Origin of the sequence: Streptomyces sp. DT2A-34 (genome assembly GCF_030499515.1) — a bacterium.
Classification (GTDB): Bacteria; Actinomycetota; Actinomycetes; order Streptomycetales; family Streptomycetaceae; genus Streptomyces.
On sequence record NZ_JASTWJ010000001.1, the window covers coordinates 1,744,483 to 1,761,580 of the forward strand.

General features: G+C 70.6%; 10 protein-coding genes and 2 pseudogenes. 5 read left to right on the forward strand and 7 right to left on the reverse strand.

What is annotated here, in order from left to right; all coding sequences use genetic code 11:
• Position 1: 1 nt before the first annotated feature.
• On the reverse strand, positions 2-1,156 hold the full coding sequence (locus tag QQM39_RS07575; RefSeq protein ID WP_301995852.1) for a glycoside hydrolase family 43 protein: 1,155 nt from the start codon (positions 1,154-1,156) through the stop codon (positions 2-4).
• Between the two features lie 191 nt (positions 1,157-1,347).
• Here QQM39_RS07575 and QQM39_RS07580 point away from each other — a divergent pair, with 191 nt between their 5' ends.
• The 5 genes and pseudogenes from QQM39_RS07580 to QQM39_RS46105 all read left to right on the forward strand — a co-directional run bounded on the left by QQM39_RS07580 (position 1,348) and on the right by QQM39_RS46105 (position 7,510).
• Positions 1,348-3,474, forward strand: a complete 2,127-nt coding sequence (locus tag QQM39_RS07580) for an autotransporter-associated beta strand repeat-containing protein (RefSeq protein ID WP_301995853.1) — start codon at positions 1,348-1,350, stop codon at positions 3,472-3,474.
• Positions 3,475-3,655: 181 nt separating this feature from the next.
• Positions 3,656-4,579: a homocysteine S-methyltransferase gene (mmuM, locus tag QQM39_RS07585; protein WP_301995854.1), complete on the forward strand. Its 924-nt coding sequence runs from the start codon at positions 3,656-3,658 to the stop codon at positions 4,577-4,579.
• Positions 4,580-4,803: 224 nt separating this feature from the next.
• The gene (locus tag QQM39_RS07590) at positions 4,804-5,862 is read left to right on the forward strand and encodes a LacI family DNA-binding transcriptional regulator (RefSeq protein ID WP_301995855.1); all 1,059 of its coding nucleotides are present in this window, start codon (positions 4,804-4,806) and stop codon (positions 5,860-5,862) included.
• Between the two features lie 243 nt (positions 5,863-6,105).
• Positions 6,106-7,309, forward strand: a pseudogene (locus QQM39_RS07595) (IS110 family transposase).
• Positions 7,310-7,381: 72 nt separating this feature from the next.
• Positions 7,382-7,510, forward strand: coding sequence for a hypothetical protein (locus tag QQM39_RS46105; protein WP_367668912.1), 129 nt, complete (start codon positions 7,382-7,384; stop codon positions 7,508-7,510).
• A gap of 163 nt (positions 7,511-7,673) precedes the next feature.
• On the opposite strand, the pseudogene QQM39_RS07600 reads toward QQM39_RS46105, so the two are convergent.
• From QQM39_RS07600 to QQM39_RS07625, 6 genes and pseudogenes are all read right to left on the reverse strand, one after another.
• Positions 7,674-8,972, reverse strand: a pseudogene (locus QQM39_RS07600) (carboxylesterase/lipase family protein); the annotation flags it as partial.
• Positions 8,973-9,097: 125 nt separating this feature from the next.
• Entirely contained in the window at positions 9,098-10,345 is a 1,248-nt protein-coding gene (locus QQM39_RS07605; protein ID WP_301995857.1) for an alginate lyase family protein, read from the reverse strand.
• Between the two features lie 27 nt (positions 10,346-10,372).
• On the reverse strand, positions 10,373-13,711 hold the full coding sequence (locus tag QQM39_RS07610) for an alginate lyase family protein (protein ID WP_301995858.1): 3,339 nt from the start codon (positions 13,709-13,711) through the stop codon (positions 10,373-10,375).
• A gap of 110 nt (positions 13,712-13,821) precedes the next feature.
• On the reverse strand, positions 13,822-14,685 hold the full coding sequence (locus QQM39_RS07615; RefSeq protein WP_301995859.1) for a carbohydrate ABC transporter permease: 864 nt from the start codon (positions 14,683-14,685) through the stop codon (positions 13,822-13,824).
• The gene (locus tag QQM39_RS07620) at positions 14,682-15,680 is read right to left on the reverse strand and encodes a carbohydrate ABC transporter permease (RefSeq protein WP_301995860.1); all 999 of its coding nucleotides are present in this window, start codon (positions 15,678-15,680) and stop codon (positions 14,682-14,684) included. Before QQM39_RS07620 ends, QQM39_RS07615 begins: the two co-directional genes overlap by 4 nt.
• A complete protein-coding gene (locus QQM39_RS07625) occupies positions 15,677-17,029 on the reverse strand; it encodes a sugar ABC transporter substrate-binding protein (RefSeq protein WP_301995861.1) in 1,353 nt (450 codons plus the stop codon). Before QQM39_RS07625 ends, QQM39_RS07620 begins: the two co-directional genes overlap by 4 nt.
• Between the last annotated feature and the right edge of the window lie 69 nt (positions 17,030-17,098).

Consider the following 17,098-nt stretch of genomic DNA (forward strand, 5'->3'; position numbering starts at 1 on the left):
CTCACGCACTCTCCTTCGCGGTCTCGGCACCCGGCTCGGCGGTCGTGCCCGTCGCCGTGTCCGCCACGGGTATGCCGAAGTTCGGGGTGCCGTCGGGGTTCCAGCCGAGCTTCTGGATGCGGGTGTGGCGGTTGGGGTCGTTCAGCGGGTCGCCGACGATCTCCTTGTACTGGCGGGCGTGGTAGACGAGGACGTCGGTGCGGCCGTCCTCGGCGACGGTGAAGCAGTTGTGGCCGGGGCCGTACTGCTGGGTGGTGTCGTTGCTGGTGAAGACCGGGGTCGGGGACTTGGACCAGTTCGCCGGGTCCATGAGGTCGCTGTCGGCGTCGGCGGTCAGCATGCCGACGCAGTAGTTGAAGTCGGTGGCGGAGGCCGAGTAGGTGAGGAAGATCCGGCCGTTGCGCTTGAGGACGTACGCGCCCTCGTTGACCTTGAAGCCGATGCACTCCCAGTCGTACTCCGGGGTGGACAGCCGCACTTGGGGCCCGGTCAGGGTCCATGGGTTGGCCATCTCGGACAGGAAGAGACCGGTGTTGTTGTCCATCCCCGGTTCGTGCTGCGCCCAGCAGAGATAGCGGGTGCCGCGGTGGGTGAAGGTGGTGGCGTCGAGGGAGAAGGTCTCCCAGGCGGTCTTGACCTGGCCCCGCTCCACCCAGGTGCCCTTGAAGGGGTTGGGGTGGGAGTTCTCCAGGACCCAGATGCGGATCTTCCACACGTCCTCGGCGGGCGCGGAGGCGAAGTAGATGTACCACTTGCCGCCGATGCGGTGCAGCTCCGGCGCCCAGATGTGGGCACCCATGTCGCCGGTGGCGTGGGCCCGCCAGATGACCGACTCGGCGGCCGTGGTCAGGCCGTTCAGGGTGCGGGAGCGGCGCAGGATGATGCGGTCGTACTCGGGGGCGGTGGCCGTGAAGTAGTAGAAGCCGTCGGTGTGCCGGTGGATGTGCGGGTCGGCGCGCTGCTGGACGAGGGGGTTCACGTAGGGGGCCGCCTTCGGGGATGCGGCAGGGGCTGCGGGGGCAGCGGCGTGGGCGACACCGGGGACGGCAGAGGCGGCGGTCAGGGCGCCGGCGGCTGCGGCGCCCTTCAGCAGCAGTCTGCGGCTGGGGGATTGGGAGGGTCGGGGTGCTTGGGGCAGGTCGTCTGCGCGGCTCATGCGGACTGCCTCTCGGGGGCTCTCAGGGGGGAACTGGTTCGAAATGACGAACATCATCTGCCATACCGAACGCCGAAAAGGTAGAGGTGTGCAACCAGGAGGTCAACGGGTTCGACGTGACGGAGAGAGCGCTTTCCACCTGGGCGCGCCATTTTTTGTTATCGGCCCTCCTCCCGTCCGTCTCCCATGACGTGCGCAGCCATACCCCCAAGACAGCAGCGGCCCTCGGCGCCCTCGCCGTGGTCGCCGCCCTCACCGTCACCGCTCCCCCCGCGGTGGCCGCCGGCCCCCGGGACGTCACCGCGGACGTTCTCGGGGGCCGGGACGTCACGCTCAGCGGCGACACGGTCGTCGCCATGCCGGCCGGGACGACGACGTACGACGGCGTCTTCCGCGGCGAGGGCACGCTCACCGTGCGCGGCAGTGGGACGCTGATCCTGACCAAGGACAGCGACTTCACGCTGCCGAGGTCCCGGCAGCGGCAGAAGGTGAGCGTCCTCGGCGGCAACCACCCGTACGTCACCACGACCGACGCGGACCCGCCGGCGATCACGGTGGAGCGCGGGGCGACCCTGCAGTACGGCAACGGCGGTACGACCGGGCTGGTCGGCCACTTCCCGTACAACACCCCGGCGTTCCGGCTCAACCAGGACAACATCCGGGTCGACGGCACCCTGCGGCTGTCGCTGAAGAGCGCCTACAACCTGGGCACGATCAGCGGCTCCGGGCTCATCACCCAGCCGCGCTTCCTGTGGGGCACCTGGGACCTGTCGGGCACCCACTCCTTCTCCGGGGTGATCGACAACGGCACGCAGGTGAACGCCGGACGCCCGGAGTTCGCGACGTCGCTGCCGAACGTGCGCAAGATCCTCAACCAGGGCACGTACACCGTGGACACCCCGCTGGGCCAGACCGTGACCATGGGCATGGACTTCTACCAGCGGGAGTACGGCAGCGACATCAACGTCCAGTCCCGGCCGGGCAGCAAGGTCGTCCTGACCGGCCAGTACAGCTGGTCGGGCCAGGGCGGCGACACCAATCCCTCGCTCAGCGACCCGTCCCTGAACTGGACGCCCGCGCGCAAGAACGTCAACAAGCGCGGCACCAACATCAAGGGCGCCAACGTCCAGTGGGGCGACGGGACGACGAACAAGATCTTCATGCCCGGGACCGCCGAGACCGTCTACATCAACCTGCTGGCGGCACGGTCGCGTTCGCTGCTCACCTTCAATTACAACGGCCCGGTGACTCTGGGCGCCCCCATCGGCGGCGGCGTGTTCCACGACACGCTGTCCGCGCCCGGCGCCGGGGACATCGTCATCAAGGGGACGAAGGGCAACGACGTCACCTTCGCCGCCGTCCAGTACTACAACGGCTCCACGACCGTCGAGAAGGGCGCCGTGCTGCGGCTGGGCAGCGGCAGGTCGGGCGGCGACGGTGGGCTCTACACGAAGGGTGACCTCTACAAGGTCGTCAACAACGGCTCGCTCGTGCTGAACAACACGAGCAAGGCCTTGTCGCTGTCCCGGATCAGCGGCAGCGGGTCGCTCACCCAGTCGGGGGCCGCGACGACGACCCTGACGGGGAGCGCGGTGACGTACACCGGCACGACGACCGTCAAGAAGGGCACCCTCGCCCTGCGCGGCGGCGCGACGCTCGCCCGCAGCACGGCGATCCGGCTCACCTCGGCGAAGTCCCGCGTGGACGCGGCCACTTCGGGGCTGCGCGTGGGCGAGGCGAGGACACTGACCGGCAAGGGCACCGTGAAGGGGGCGGTGACGAACGACGGCGTGGTCGCGAGCGGCCTCACCGTCTCCGGCGACTACACCCAGTCGGCGAAGGGCGAACTGGTCCTGCGCGACGGCCCGTTGAAGGTATCCGGCGCGGTCCGCCTGGCCGGCGACCTGGACCTCGCGGCCGCCGCCACCTCGGCGAAGCCCGCCGGGAAGATCACCGTCCTCGACCACCGAGGCAGCGCGAAGACGACCGGCACCTTCACCGGCCTCAAGGAGGGCAAGAAGCTCCAGCTCGGCGACACCACCTACCGGATCAGCTACCGGGGTGGCGACGGCAACGACGTGGTCCTCACCGCCGTCACCACGCCCCCCTCCCCCAGCGCCGACACCCCCCGCACGGCAGCCGACACGGTCGCCTCCCCCGGCACCCGCACCGCGAGCGCCGCGAGCAGCGGCCTCGGCTGGTGGCCGTACGTCCTGGCGGCGGGTCTGCTCGTCGGGCTCGCGATACCGGCGACGCGGTTCGGGCGGGGCGGCGGACGACGCCGGGGCGTCGGCACGCGGCGCAGGGCTAGGGGTTAGGGGCTAGGGGTGCCTCCCGGATCATGCCGGAGCCGAGGCGTGGGGGCGAGAGCACGCGCCTCCGCCTCCCGTTGAGCGGTCCCAGGCATGCGCCAAGGCTAGATCCCCATGGATGTCCCACGGAGGTCCCACGGATGTCCCACATGCCGGACACCGCCCCGACTCGACTACCGTCGTCACCATGACCAGCACCATCACCCTCGCCGAAGCCCTCGCCGCCGGAACCGTCGTGCTCGACGGCGGCATGTCCAACCAGCTCGAGTCCGCCGGGCACGATCTGAGCGACGAGCTGTGGTCGGCGCGGCTGCTCGCGGAGCGGCCCGAGGCGATCACCGAGGCGCATCTCGCCTATTTCGAGGCCGGGGCGGACGTGGCGATCACGTCCAGCTACCAGGCCACGTTCGAGGGCTTCGCGAAGCGCGGGATCGGTCACGAGCGGGCGGCCGAACTCCTCGCGCTGAGTGTGGAGTTGGCGCGCGAGGCGGCCCGGCAGGCGGCGGCCGGGGGTGTCACACGGCCGCTGTGGGTGGCCGCGTCCGTCGGGCCCTACGGGGCGATGCTGGCGGACGGCTCCGAGTACCGGGGGCGGTACGGGCTGAGCGTGGACGAGCTGGAGCGCTTCCACCGGCCCCGCCTCGAGGTGCTGGCCGGGGCCCGGCCCGACGTGCTGGCCCTGGAGACCGTCCCCGACGCCGACGAGGCCGAGGCACTGCTGCGGGCGGTGCGCGGGCTGAGTGTCCCGGCCTGGCTGTCGTACTCCGTCGCCGGTGACCGCACCCGCGCCGGGCAGCCGCTGGAGGAGGCCTTCGCCCTGGCCGCCGACGCCGACGAGGTGATCGCGGTCGGCGTGAACTGCTGCGTGCCGGAGGACGTCGAGGGCGCCGTCGAGACCGCCGCCCGCGTGACGGGCAAGCCCGTGGTCGTCTACCCCAACAGCGGTGAGGCCTGGAACGCCGAGTCCCGCACCTGGGTCGGCCGCTCCACCTTCGCGCCGGAGCAGGTGCGGGGGTGGCGGGAGTCGGGGGCACGGTTGATCGGCGGGTGCTGCCGGGTGGGCCCGGAGGCGATCGACTCCCTCACGCGCACGCTGGCCGCGGCGCGGTAGCGATCGCGGCGCCGTACCCGCGGGCACGGCCAAAGGCCCGCCCGGCATCCCGGCAGGCATCCCGGCATCCGGCACTGCGACGCGCCGCCACCCCGCCACTCCCACACAGGACTCGTCCCCGCCCGCGACCCGCTGCTAGCCTCCGCATGGGAACCGGTTGCCATCGTGTTGCCGCAGGTTCCCAGGGGGTGGGCGAAGGTGCCCGGGAAAGGGGCGAGGCAGAGATGACCAGGAAGAGCGAGGACGCGGGGCGCAGCACCATCCGGGACGTGGCGGCGCGTGCGGGGGTGTCCGCGTCGACCGTCTCGCGCGTGCTCGGCGGGGTGTATCCGGTGAGCTCGGCGACGCGCACCCGCGTGATGCGGGCGGTCCGCGAGCTGGACTACGTCGCCGACGCACGCGCCAAGGCGGTGGCGGGGGTCGGCACGCCCACGCTGGCGTTCGTGCTGGAGGACATCACGGGGCCGTCGTTCGCGCACATGGCGTACGGGGTGGAGCGGGAGGCAAGGCGGCTTGGCCACCTCTGCCTGGTGTGCACGACGGAGGGTGACGTCCAGCACGAGGTGGAGTTCGTCGAGATGATGCGCGCCCAGCGCGCCGCCGCCGTGATCCTGGTCGGCGGCTCCGCCGACACCCCCGAGTACCGCGAGCGCACCCGCCGCATGGCCGACTCGCTGGCGTCGGCGGGCTCCCGGCTGGTGCTGTGCGGGCGACCGCCGCTCGGCCCGGGCGCGCCCGTGACCGTCATCGAGTACGACAACGAGGGCGGCGCCTATGCCCTGGTCGCCCACATCCTCTCCCAGGGCCACCAGCGGGTGCTGTTCCTCGGCGGCGCGTCCGACCACACCACCGCCCAGGGCCGTGAGCGCGGCTATCTCGCCGCCCACCGCGCCCGCGGCCTGGACCCCGACCCGGCGCTGCTCCTGCACGGCGACTTCACCCGCGACGCCGGGCACCGTCTGATGCGGGACGCCCTCAAGCAGGGGCTGGAGTTCACGGCCGTGGTCGCCGCCACCGACATGGTCGCCGCCGGCGCGCTCACCGCCCTGCACGAGGCCGGCCTGGACGTACCCGGCGACGTCTCCCTGGCCGGCTACGACGACATCCCCTTCGCCCGTGACCTGCACCCGGCCCTGACGACGGTCCACGTCCCCTACGAGGAGCTGGGCCGCCTCGCCGTGCGCACCGCGCTCGGCCGGACCCCGGAGAACCCGGACGAGCATCTGCTGCTGGGGACGCATGTGGTGGTGCGGGACTCGGTGGGCCGGGTCGGCCAGGCCTAGGGTCCCCCCCATTACCTTTTTGGTAGCCCCGCAATGGGGCGCCCGGCCTTCGGAGTTGGCATGACTTTCTCCCCCTGTCGATCGCATGTCTTGGGGGGTGGTGTCACCGGCTCCGGAGGCATCGACAGACCGCTGATTAGGGGCATGACCACCGGCTTCTTCGCAGGTCGGGAGGCTCTTCGTAATGTGGATGTGGCGATCGGTGCCGTGGGACGGCCGGGCGAGGACGACCGAAGGACGCACGTGATCGACGTCAGTGACATCGGCGCTTTCCTCGGCCTGGACGTCGGCAAGGGCGAACACCACGCCACCGCCGTCACCCCGGCCGGGAAGAAGGCCTTCGACAAGCGGCTGCCCAACAGCGAGCCGAAGCTCCGCGAAGTGTTCGGCAAACTGCAGGCCAAGCACGGGACCGTGCTCGTGGTGGTCGACCAGCCGGCCTCGATCGGGGCTCTGCCGCTGGCGGTGGCCCGGGACATGGGCTGCCCGGTCGCCTATCTGCCCGGCCTGACGATGCGGCGGATCGCCGACCTCTATCCCGGCGAGGCCAAGACAGATGCCCGCGACGCGTTCGTCATCGCAGACGCGGCCCGCGTCATGCCTCACACGCTCCGCTCGGTCGACCTCGAGGACGAGACCATCGCCGAGCTGGAGATGATCGTCGGCTTCGACGACGACCTGGCCGGCGAAGCAACCCGCATCAGCAACCGCCTGCGGGGCCTGCTCACCCAGATCCACCCGTCGCTGGAACGGATCCTGGGCCCACGCGTCCAACACCCGGCCGTGCTCAAGCTCCTCGACCAGTTCGGCTCCCCGGCCCAGATCCGCAAAGCCGGACGCCGACGGCTCATTGCGTTGATACGCCCGAAGGCACCGCGGATGGCCGAGCGGCTCGTCGAGGACATCTTCACCGCACTGGACGAACAGACCGTCGTCGTCCCGGGCACCGACGCGGCCGCTCTGATCGTCCCCAGCCTCGCCAACTCGCTCCGAGCGGTGCTTGACCAGCGGAAACTCTTGGCCACCCGGATCGAAGGAACTGCTGGAGAACCACCCTCTTTCCAAGGTCCTGACGTCCATGCCGGGGATCGGCGTCAGGACCGGAGCCCGCATCCTCATCGACGTCGGCGACGGCCGTTCGTTCCCGACCGCCGCCCACCTCGCCGCCTACGCCGGCCTCGCCCCCACAACCCGCAGTTCTGGCTCCTCGATCCGCGGCGAACAACCATCCCGCCGCGGAAACAAGCAGCTCAAACGGGCCTTCTTCCTGTCCGCGTTCGCGGCTCTGGCCGACCCGGCCTCCCGGACCTACTACGACAAGAAGATCAGCCAGGGAAAACACCACACCCAAGCCCTCCTCTGCCTCGCGAGACGACGAGCCGACGTGCTCTTCGCGATGCTCCGCGACGGCACCTTCTACGACCCCCAACCCGCCCCATCAGCTTGACGAAACCCATAGGGGCACCCCCCCGACGGCGCCGGGCTGACCGCCCGGCACGAGCCGGACCTGCTGGGCGGGGTGTCCGTCGTCAGTGCCGGCGGACGGCACCGGGGAGGCGCAGCCGCCGTACCACTGACCGCAGTTCCGTACTGCGCGTGGGCGAACCGTCGGCAAGGGCCGATGCGGGTGTGGGTTCCGGGGGTGTGACGGCGGCGGCCCACAGGGCGAGCTCGGCGTCGCGCGGGCCGTGGGCGGTATGGGTGTCGCCGTCGCCGAAGACGCGCACCGGGTGCGAGTCGTCCCACGCCTGCCAGCCCGGATCGCCGTCCACCACGAACCGCAGCCACGCCCCGTGCATCTCGTCCGCCAGCTCCTGCGGGGCGCCCTCGCCGGCCAGCTTGCGGGACTCGGGGACGTCTCCGGTGTCGAAGACGAAGCCGAGCTCCAGGGCGTGGCAGGCGCCGAGGTCGGGGAGGCTGGAGGGCCAGGCGAACTCGTACACGTACGTCGAGGCGGGGCGGGCGTCGGCCAGGCGGTGCAGGGGGACGCGCAGCAGGTGGTCGGTGACCATCTGGCCGACGAGCTCGGCGGTGCCGGCCTCCGGGTGCAGGGCACGGTAGCCGCGGGGCACCTCGGCGCCCACGTGGCAGCGGGCCATGGCGCCGGCCAGGGCGACCGCGCCGAGCCGGTCGAAGCGCTCCAGGAGGCCGCCGGGCACCAGCCACAGCCGGTACTCGTCGCGGGTCCAGCCGGTCATCAGGTCGACGCCGACGGCGGCGTCACCCTCCGTGAGCGCCTCCAGCGGGTCACGGGGGACGATGTCGCCGTCGACGACGATCCCGAAGGCGGGCCCGCCGAGCACGGGGCTGCTCAGTCTGCCCACCTCGGCCTGGGTGCGCAGGAGCAGTTCGCGATCGACCTCGGCGAAGGCGGCGGCGGTCGCGGGGATCTTCAGCCGGTTGGCCATGCGGCGCACCATCCGCCGTACCTTGTCCCGCTCGGCGGCCTCGGGCGGCCCGCTCTGCAGGACGGCCCGCCGGACCAGGCCCCGCGCCTGCGGGGCGGCGAGCAGCGCGCCGATGCTGATGGCGCCGGCGGACTGGCCGGCCAGGGTGATGCGGTCGGGGTCGCCGCCGAAGGCCTCGATGGAATCGTGCACCCACTTCAGGGCGGCGAGCTGGTCGCGCAGGCCGGCGTTGGCGGGGGCGTCCGGGAAGTAGCCGTAGCCCTCGACGCCCAGCCGGTAGTTGACGGAGACGAGGACGACACCGTCGCGTGCGAAGGGCCGGCCGTCGTACACGGGCACACCCGAGGAGCCGCGGGTCAGGGCGCCGCCGTGCACCCACACCATGACCGGGAGCCGGGCGCCCGGGCCGGGCTCGGGGGTCCAGACGTTGAGGTTGAGGCAGTCGTCGCCGGGCACGACGGGGTCGGACAGGTACTGCGCGAAGGCCTCGGAGTACGGCGGTTTCGGCGCGGTCGGCCCGAAGGCGCCGGCGTCGCGCACACCGTCCCAGGGTTCGGGTGGCTCGGGCGGCCGGAACCGGCGCGGGCCGAACGGGGGCGCCGCGTAGGGGATGCCCCGGAACACCGCGACGCCGTGTTCGTACCGGCCCCGTACCGCACCGTAGGGCGTGCTCACCACGGGGTCCGAACGGACTGCTGTCATACGCACCAGCCTCCTCACCGCGCTCGTGCACCGTGAAGATCAGAGCAACTCATTGTGGCCCGATATTCCGGTGCACGAGCGGGTGAGAGGGCTATTCGGCGTACCCGGCTACTTGGCGTACGTCGCTACTTGGCGTACATCAGGGTGCCGAAGCCGAGCTGGTCGAAGCCTCCGCTGGTGGTGCCGTAGTCACCTCCTCCGCCCTCGGGGGCGAGCGAGAAGCACATCTGGGCGATGTACTTGTCGTCGAGGAGCAGGCGTCGGCCGTAGTGGTAGTGGAGCATCGCCCACACGGGACGGACCTGGCCTCGGCTGCCGGAGCCGATCACCGTCTGTGACTGCTGGGCGCAGTTCTGGCCGCTGCCCCACGTGTAGGTGGTGTAGGGCACGTTCATGTTCAGGTTGTACTTGGCGACGTACTGGGCCGCCTTCATGAAGCGGCGGCCGTCGTACGAGTACAGGTCCTCGCCCTGGTTCCAGGCCATCTCGCACAGGGCGCCCATCTGGCCCATGCCCATGACGGTGTGGCCCTGGTCGCGGCCGGACTCCTGCCACTGGCCGAGGTCGTAGCCCTCGACGCCCGGGTACAGGAACGGCACCGCGCGCCGGATCTGGCCGTTGCCGCCGCCGTTCTTGAAGTAGTTGACGGCCTGGTCGTACTTGGCGCCGTCGTCGCACAGGATCCCGATGGCCATGATCGAGGCCATGTTGCACAGGTCCCAGTTGGCCCAGTAGTTGGTGATGCAGGCGTCGTTGTGCTCGCGGAGGAACCGGTCGTTGAGCGGGTAGAAGACGTTGAGCATCATCGTCTTGAACCGGTTGAGGTCGAACCCGGCGTACCCGCGCATCAGCTCGGCGGCGTTCGCGAACTGCCAGCCGTAGAGGCCGGCGGCGAGGTACCGGTCGGCATTGCCGGTGATCTCGGTGAGCGTGGACGACCAGGCGTTGAGGATGCGCACGGCGCAGTCGCCGTTCGCGGCGGTGCCGCCCACGTGCCAGCGCAGCGCGTTCTGGTAGGCGGCGTGGATGTCGTTGTAGAGCTGGGGGTAGTTCTGGCCGTCGCCGCCGCGGATGATCGTGGCTGTGGGGCGGGGCGTCCAGGTGGACTGTGAGTGGGAGTTGGCGGTCAGCCGGTTCCAGCCGGACAGCCAGGGGTCGGTGCCCGCGGCGACCCTGACCTTGGCCCGGTTGATGTCACCGGCGTTGTGCAGCATGCCGGGGTGGGTGAAGGTCGCGGGGGCCGCGTCCGCCGTGGTGGCGACGGACGCGCTGCCCAGAGCGACGGCCGCGGTGAGACCGCCCGCGGTCTTGAGCAGACCGCGACGGCTCAACGCACCGGTGGAGTGGTGCTGGTGGGGGGAAGTGCGGCTCATTGTGGTGCACTCCAATCCGTGGGGGGATCAGTCGGTGGTGATACTCACCTCGTGGAACTCGGTGGTGCAGCGGGCCAGTTGGTTGCGCGAGCAGACCACGAGGCCCACGTAGTAGGGGGCGTCACCGAACCCGGGGATCTCGCCGGTGGCGAGGGTGGTCCAGGTGGCGCCGTCATCGGTGGACAGGGCTGCGGTGAAGGCGGTCCCGACGCGCTTCAGCCGCAGCAGGCTGGGGAGGGTGGTGGGTGCGTTTCCGGTGAAGGCCGACTTTCCGGCCACGGTCGTGCGCAGCATGAGCTGCGCCGTGGTCCCGCCGGTGACGACGGCCCCGGCGGCCTGGTCGAACGGTGACAGCGACTTGGCCATCAGCAGGCCCACCTGGTCGGCGCTCGCGCCCGTGCGGGAGCCGAGCCGGGCGGTGATCTCGCAGTCGCCGGTGACGGGTCGCCGGACGAACTGCCCGGTCATCCCCTGGTTGTTGGTGCTCAGGTCGACGCCCGCACCGCGCACGGTGAAGGTGCCGTCGGCGTACGACGTGCTGCCCGGCGTGCGGATCGCGACCACACCCAGCGTCCCGAAGGCGCGCTGGTCGAGCACCGGGTCACCCAGGTCGCCGTACGTCCAGGGAGCGGGCGGGGGTGTGCCGACGGTGAGGGTCAGCGTGCCGGTGCCGTCGCCCGCCGCGTTGCCCGCGGTGGTGGTGACGGTGAACTCGCCGCTCTCGGTGGGCGTTCCGGAGACAAGGCCGGTGCGCTTGTCCAGACGCAGGCCGTCCGGCAGTCCGGCCGCGGTGAAGCGTACGGGCTCGTGCGAGCCGCGCAGGAGGTGCCGGAAGGGGACGCCCTGGTTGCCGAACGCCCGGTCGGCGGAGATGAGTTGGGGCACGCTCGGGGTCGGCATCGGTGCGGAGACGGGCTCGGAGAGCGGGCCTCGGCCGCCGTGGTTCGTCTTCGCGACGACGTAGTGGTACGTCGTCCCGGGCGTGCCGGTGGCGTCCGCGTACCGGATGCGGGTGCCGAAGCCGACGGGGCCGATGCCGGTCGCGATGGTCTCGTAGCGGCCGTCGGCGCCGGTGGAGCGCAGCACCTTGTAGCGGGCGGAGAGGTCCGGGTCGGTCCAGGCCAGTTCCACGGCGTCGGCGCCGGTGGACGCCTTCAGGCCGGTGGCGGTGTGGGCGGGGCGGGGCACGGACCAGACCTCGCCGAGCGTGGCCGAGGTGACGGTGACGTTGTCGAAGGCGCCGGTGCCGGTCTCGGCGTACTCCGCGTCGACACCGAGGCAGGAGGTGAGGACCAGACCGGCGTACACCGTGCGGCCCAACTCGACCTCGCTGGAGCCGACCTGGGTCCAGCGGATGCCGTCCGGGGAGATCGCCCCGGTGCAGTGGCGGCCCCGGCGGGTGACCCGTACCCAGTAGGGCGCCCGCAGCCGGTAGCCGTCGCCCGCGCCCTCGACGTACGGGGCCTGAAGCGGGGTCGCCGACTCGGGCAGCTCACCGAGGTCGGAGATCGGGAAGGCGGCGGAGGTGGTGATGGCCCGCTGCTGGGTGGGCGGCACGGGCGTGCTGCCGGTGGCGGAGACGGCCGCCCCCGCCTCGGGGCGTACGGTCCACACGCCGCTCCAGGTGTGCAGCGGCAGCCCCTGGATCAGCATCGAGGCGTGCGCGGCGTCCGCGTCGAGGGAGTCGCGCAGGGTGACGCCGATCTTGGCGTACTGGGAGCTGAGCGGGAACACGATCCGTGCGGTGATCGTGCCGTCGCCGGTGAGCGGGAGGTGGACGCAGCGGTAGGTGTCGGCGGTGCCGGACGCCTCCAGCACGAACCGCTCGCCGTCGAATGCGGCGGAGCCGGGTATCCGTACCTGGCCGATGTCCTGGCCGGCCCAGGGCTCGGGGAGACCGGCGGTGGCGGTGGCCGGGCTCGAACTTCCGCTGCTGCCCTGCGAGTTGGTGGCGGTGACGGTGTAGTGGTACGTCCGTCCGGCGCGTATGTCGCCGTCCGTGTACGTCGGCTTGTCGATGCCGGAGGCGATCTCCTCGTACGGCCCCTCGGGGCTGCTCGCCCGGCGGACGGTGTACGTCGTCGCCCACGCGGACGGCAGCCAGGCCACGGTCACGGCGTCGGAGTCGCCGAGGGCGGTCAGGCCCGCCGGGGCGGTCGGCGCGGTCGGCGTCGGTGCCTTCGTCCCGGCGAAGGTGAAGGTGCCGAAGCTGGGCAGGTCGTCGTTGCTGCCCTCGACGAGGCGGGTCCCGCCGGTGCCGCGGAAGACGGCGGCCTTGGTGTACGGGGTGTCGAGGCCTCGGACGCCGGCGTAGTGGGCGTAGTACATCTCGTAGACCGGCGGCAGTGCGCCGCGGACCTTCTCGGAGACGGTCGTCTTGATGTACTTGCCGGTGCGGTCGAGGTCGGGGGTGAAGGGGACGTCGCCGCCGAGGTTGTAGCGGGCGGCGTATTCGGCATTGGCGAGGATGCGGTGGGCGTCGTAGCCCCACAGGTCGACGCCCTGGTTCCAGGCGACCTGCGCCGCGTCGCCCATCAGACCGACGGCGAGCTGCTCGTGCCCCTGGTCGCGGCCGCTCTCCTGACCCTGGCCGGCGTCGGTGACGACCCGGCCCCGGACACTGCCGTTGCCGGCGCCGGCCGCGGCGAAGCGCAGGGCGTCCTCGAAGAGGGTGCGCTCCTCGCAGAACACGCCGATGGCCAGGATGGACTGAATCGCCGTCAGGTCCCAGTTGCCGTTGGCGTAGAGCATGTAGCCGGAGATCGCCGGATACCAGACGTCCAGGAAGGACCGCTCACAGCGGGCGATGTCGTCCGCGTCCCAGCCGTCGTAGCCGGTGTGCCGCAGCAGTTCGGCGGCGTTGACGAACTTGAACGCCTGGAGCCCCGCGCCGAGCGGCCCGTCGGCACCCGTGACCATCGTCAGCGACGCCGACCAGGCGTTGAGGATGTCGCGGGCCTTGTCGGCGTGGGCGCGGTTGCCCGTGACGCACCACATCAGCGCGTTCTGGTAGGCGGCGGCCGCGTCGGCGGGGGCCTGGTTCTGGAAGTTGGCGGGACCGCGGCCCCAGGAGGTGATCTGGCCGGTGTTCTGGACGGTGTACGTCGACTTCGAGCGGGCGTGGGCGGCGAACGCGAGGTAGCCGTCGTGGATCGGGGATTCCTTCGCGGCGACCGCGGCCTTCATACGGGCGAGGTCGTCGGCGGTGTGCAGCAGCCCGGGGTGGGTGAAGGATCCGGCGCCGCTCTGGTTCTGCGCCGCCGCCCTGGCCGTGCCGGGCAGGAGCAGTCCGCTCGTGCCCGACGCCAGCAGCAGGGCCGCGGCGCCGCCGAGGAAGCCCCGGCGGCTCGTGGCGGTGGTGATCATGACGTGGCGGCCGCCTCTGCCTCGGCGGTGGTGCGGAACTTGAGATTCAGCACGTGCTCGTCTGCGTGCGTGTTCATGCGGTGCTCCTAATGACAGGTCGGCAGGAGGGGCTACTTGAGCCCGGAGGTCGACATCCCGGCGACGAAGCCGCGCTGGGCGACAAGGAAGATCAGCAGGATCGGGACGACGTACATCACGGAGGCGGCGGCCTGGAGGTTGGTGATGGGCGTTCCGGCCGAGGAGATGTAGGTGGTCATCACCGCGACGGCGAGCGTGGACTTGTCGGTGGAGAGCAGCAGCTGCGGGGCGATGTAGTCGCCCCAGGTCCAGGTGAAGGCGATCACGAAGCTCGCGGACAGTACCGGCCAGGACTGCGGCAGGAAGATGCGCCAGAAGATCGCCGAGTAGCCGCAGCCGTCCACGATCGCGGCCTCCTCCAGCTCGCGGGGCAGACCGGCGAAGAACTGCCGGAAGAGGAAGACCAGATACGGCGCGGACGACAAGCCCCACAGCACCCACGGCCAGTACGTGTCGACCATGCCGAGCTTGGCGAAGATCAGGTAGGTCGGCAGCAGGGTGATCATCTGCGGCAGCATCATCGAGCCGATGAGGATGCCGAACAGCGTCTTCTTGCCGGGTGCGGTCAGCCGGGCGAAGCCGAAGCCGACCCAGGCGGAGCTGAGGGTGACGAGGACGCCGTAGATCAGGGCGATGATCAGGGAGTTGCGGGCGTAGCCCAGGAAGTCGATGAGCTTGTAGGCGTCCGTGAAGTTGTGCCACTGGAAGGTCGCGGGCAGCCACTGCACGGGGGCGGTGGCGAGTTCGTCCGGTGACTTCAGACCGGTGAGGACCAGCCAGCCGAAGGGGCCGAGGAAGAGCCCGGTGAGGACGACGAGGACCGTGTAGAGGACCAGGCGGTTGACACGGATCCGCACGCGGACCGGCGACTTGGGGGGCAGGCTGGTGGCGGTCACTTCTTCGCCTCCGGGTCGACGTTGTAGAACACCACACCGGACGTGAACTTGAAGATGAGTCCGGTCACGATGAGGATCAGGACGAAGAGCACCCACAGCAGTGCGGAGGCGTAGCCGTAGCGCCCGAGAGCGAAGTACTGCGAGAACACGTGGATCATGTACGTGTAGTTGGACTGCGGGATCGTGGTGAGGCCGCCCGTGGTGCCGATCGGGGCCAGCAGCATGGGCATGATGGTCTGTACCGAGGCGATCATCCCGGTCACGGTCTGGAACAGCAGCACGGGCGACAGCAGCGGCACGGTGATGCTGCGGAAGGTCCGCCAGGCGCTCGCGCCGTCGAGGTAGGCCGCCTCGTGGAGTTCGCGGGGGACGTCCTGAAGACCGGCGAGCGAGATGATCATGACGTTTCCGGCGGCCCAGAGCACCGTCATGATGAGCACGTAGCGGGCGTAGGGGTCGGCCAGCCAGCCGATGGCGTCGAAGCCGAACAAGGTCAGAACGCCGTTGGTGGCGCCGGAGTTCTGGTCGAAGAGGTTCTTGAAGGCGATGCCCGCGCCGACCGGCGGCACCACGGCCGGCAGATAGAGCAGGGTGCGGAACAGGCCGCGGGCCTTCATGGGCCGGTTGACCAGGACGGCGAGGCCGAGCCCGCCGGTGATCGACAGCGGTACCGAGATCACCGCGAACAGGCCCGCCCGCCCCAGGGAGTCCCAGGTGACCGAATCGCCCATCAGCTCGCGGTAGTTGCCCAAACCGACGTAGTGCCAGTTGGGCGAGATGCCGTCGAACGTCGTGAAGCTCAGCCACAGCGCGTACACCATGGGCGCGATCGTCAACAGGAGGAACCCGATGATCCACGGCGAGGCGAACATGTAGAACGCCCGGTGTCTGCGCGCGGTCACCGAGGTCCGCGGCCGGTCGGCGGACGGGGCCCGGCCGCCACTCGCGGTCGAGCGGGACCGGTCCGCGATGGAGGAGATCTGGTCGACCGTCATCCCACTTGCTCCTTACCGCGCTTGAGCTGCTCGTTGATGACCGAGTTCAGGTTGCCCGCGAGCGTGTCGACGGACATCTGACCCTTCATCGCGGCCGGAGCGGCCTGGCTGAACAGCGAGTCGATCGCGTCCGCCGTGGTGTAGGGCGTGAAGGAGACCACCGAGAAGTGCTTGAGCTCGTTCTCCTGCACCTTCAGCACCCGCTTCTGGTGGTCCTCCTGGGCGGGCATCAGCGAGCGCAGGGACTTCAGGGTCGGAATACCCCAGCCGCCGGACGCCCGGGCCTTGGCCGGCGCCTCGCCGAAGTACCACTCGAAGATCCGCCACGCGGCGTCCTTGTTCTTCGCCTTCCGCGGCATCCACATGCCGGTGCCACCCTGGCAGGGGCTGATGCGCGTGCCGCCCGCGAAGACCGGCGCGGGGGCGAGACGGGCGACCTGCGCCAGCTTCTCGTCAGTGTTGATCATGCCGCCCATCCAGTAGCCGGAGTTCGACATGGCCAAGCGCCCGGCCTGGAAGGTCGGCCCGTCCCAGCCGTTGGGGTCGGGCTGGATGAGGCTCGGTCCGACCTTGAGCTTGCAGAAGTCGATGTACCAGCCCAGTGCCTTGCGGGCCTCGGGGGTGGTGAAGTCGACCTTGGAGAAGTCCGCGTTGAACAGGCTGCCCCCGGCGGAGGCCGTCAAGGACGCCAGCAGCGTGGCCCTGGTCAGGCCGCCATAGCTGCCGCCGAAGACGGTTGTCTGGCCCTTCGACCGCTGGACGAGGCGCTTGGCACTGTCAAGCCACTCGTCGAAGGTGACCGGCTCGGTCTCCGGCGGGTACTCGACCCCCTTCTTGTCGAAGGCCGAGGTGTTGTACCAGAACATGGAGTCCTGGGAGAAGTCCTTCGCCATGCCGTAGCGCGGGCCCTCGCCCTGCCTCTTGCCGTCGTAGCGCCACAGGTCGTTGACGGGGTCCAGGTCGTCGAGCCTGAGGACGCTGCTCTTGGCGAAGTACGGGTCCAGCTCCTGCATGACGTCCCGGGCCGCGAAGTACGCCGCGTCCGTGGCGCCCACGCCGCGCACCAGGTCCGGTGGGTTGCCACTGGTGAGCATCGCGATCAGCTTGGTGATGTCCCAGTCCACCCGCTTGATCGTGATGCCGGTGTCCTTCAGGGCCTGCTGCACCAGCTCCGGCGTGATGTCGTCGGCCTTGACCATCATCGTGACGGTCTCCCCCACACCGCTGCTGACCCCGTTGGACACCTGGAGCGCGCATCCGCTCAGCGCCGCCGCACCGGCCGCGGCGCCGCCCGCGGAGAGGCTGAGGAATCGGCGGCGGCTCAGCGAGGCACCGGCATGTGGGCGCATGAACCCACCACCCCCTTGCTTGTTCGTTCGATATCTCGGCCGTGGATCGAGTGCACGACCGCGCCCGGT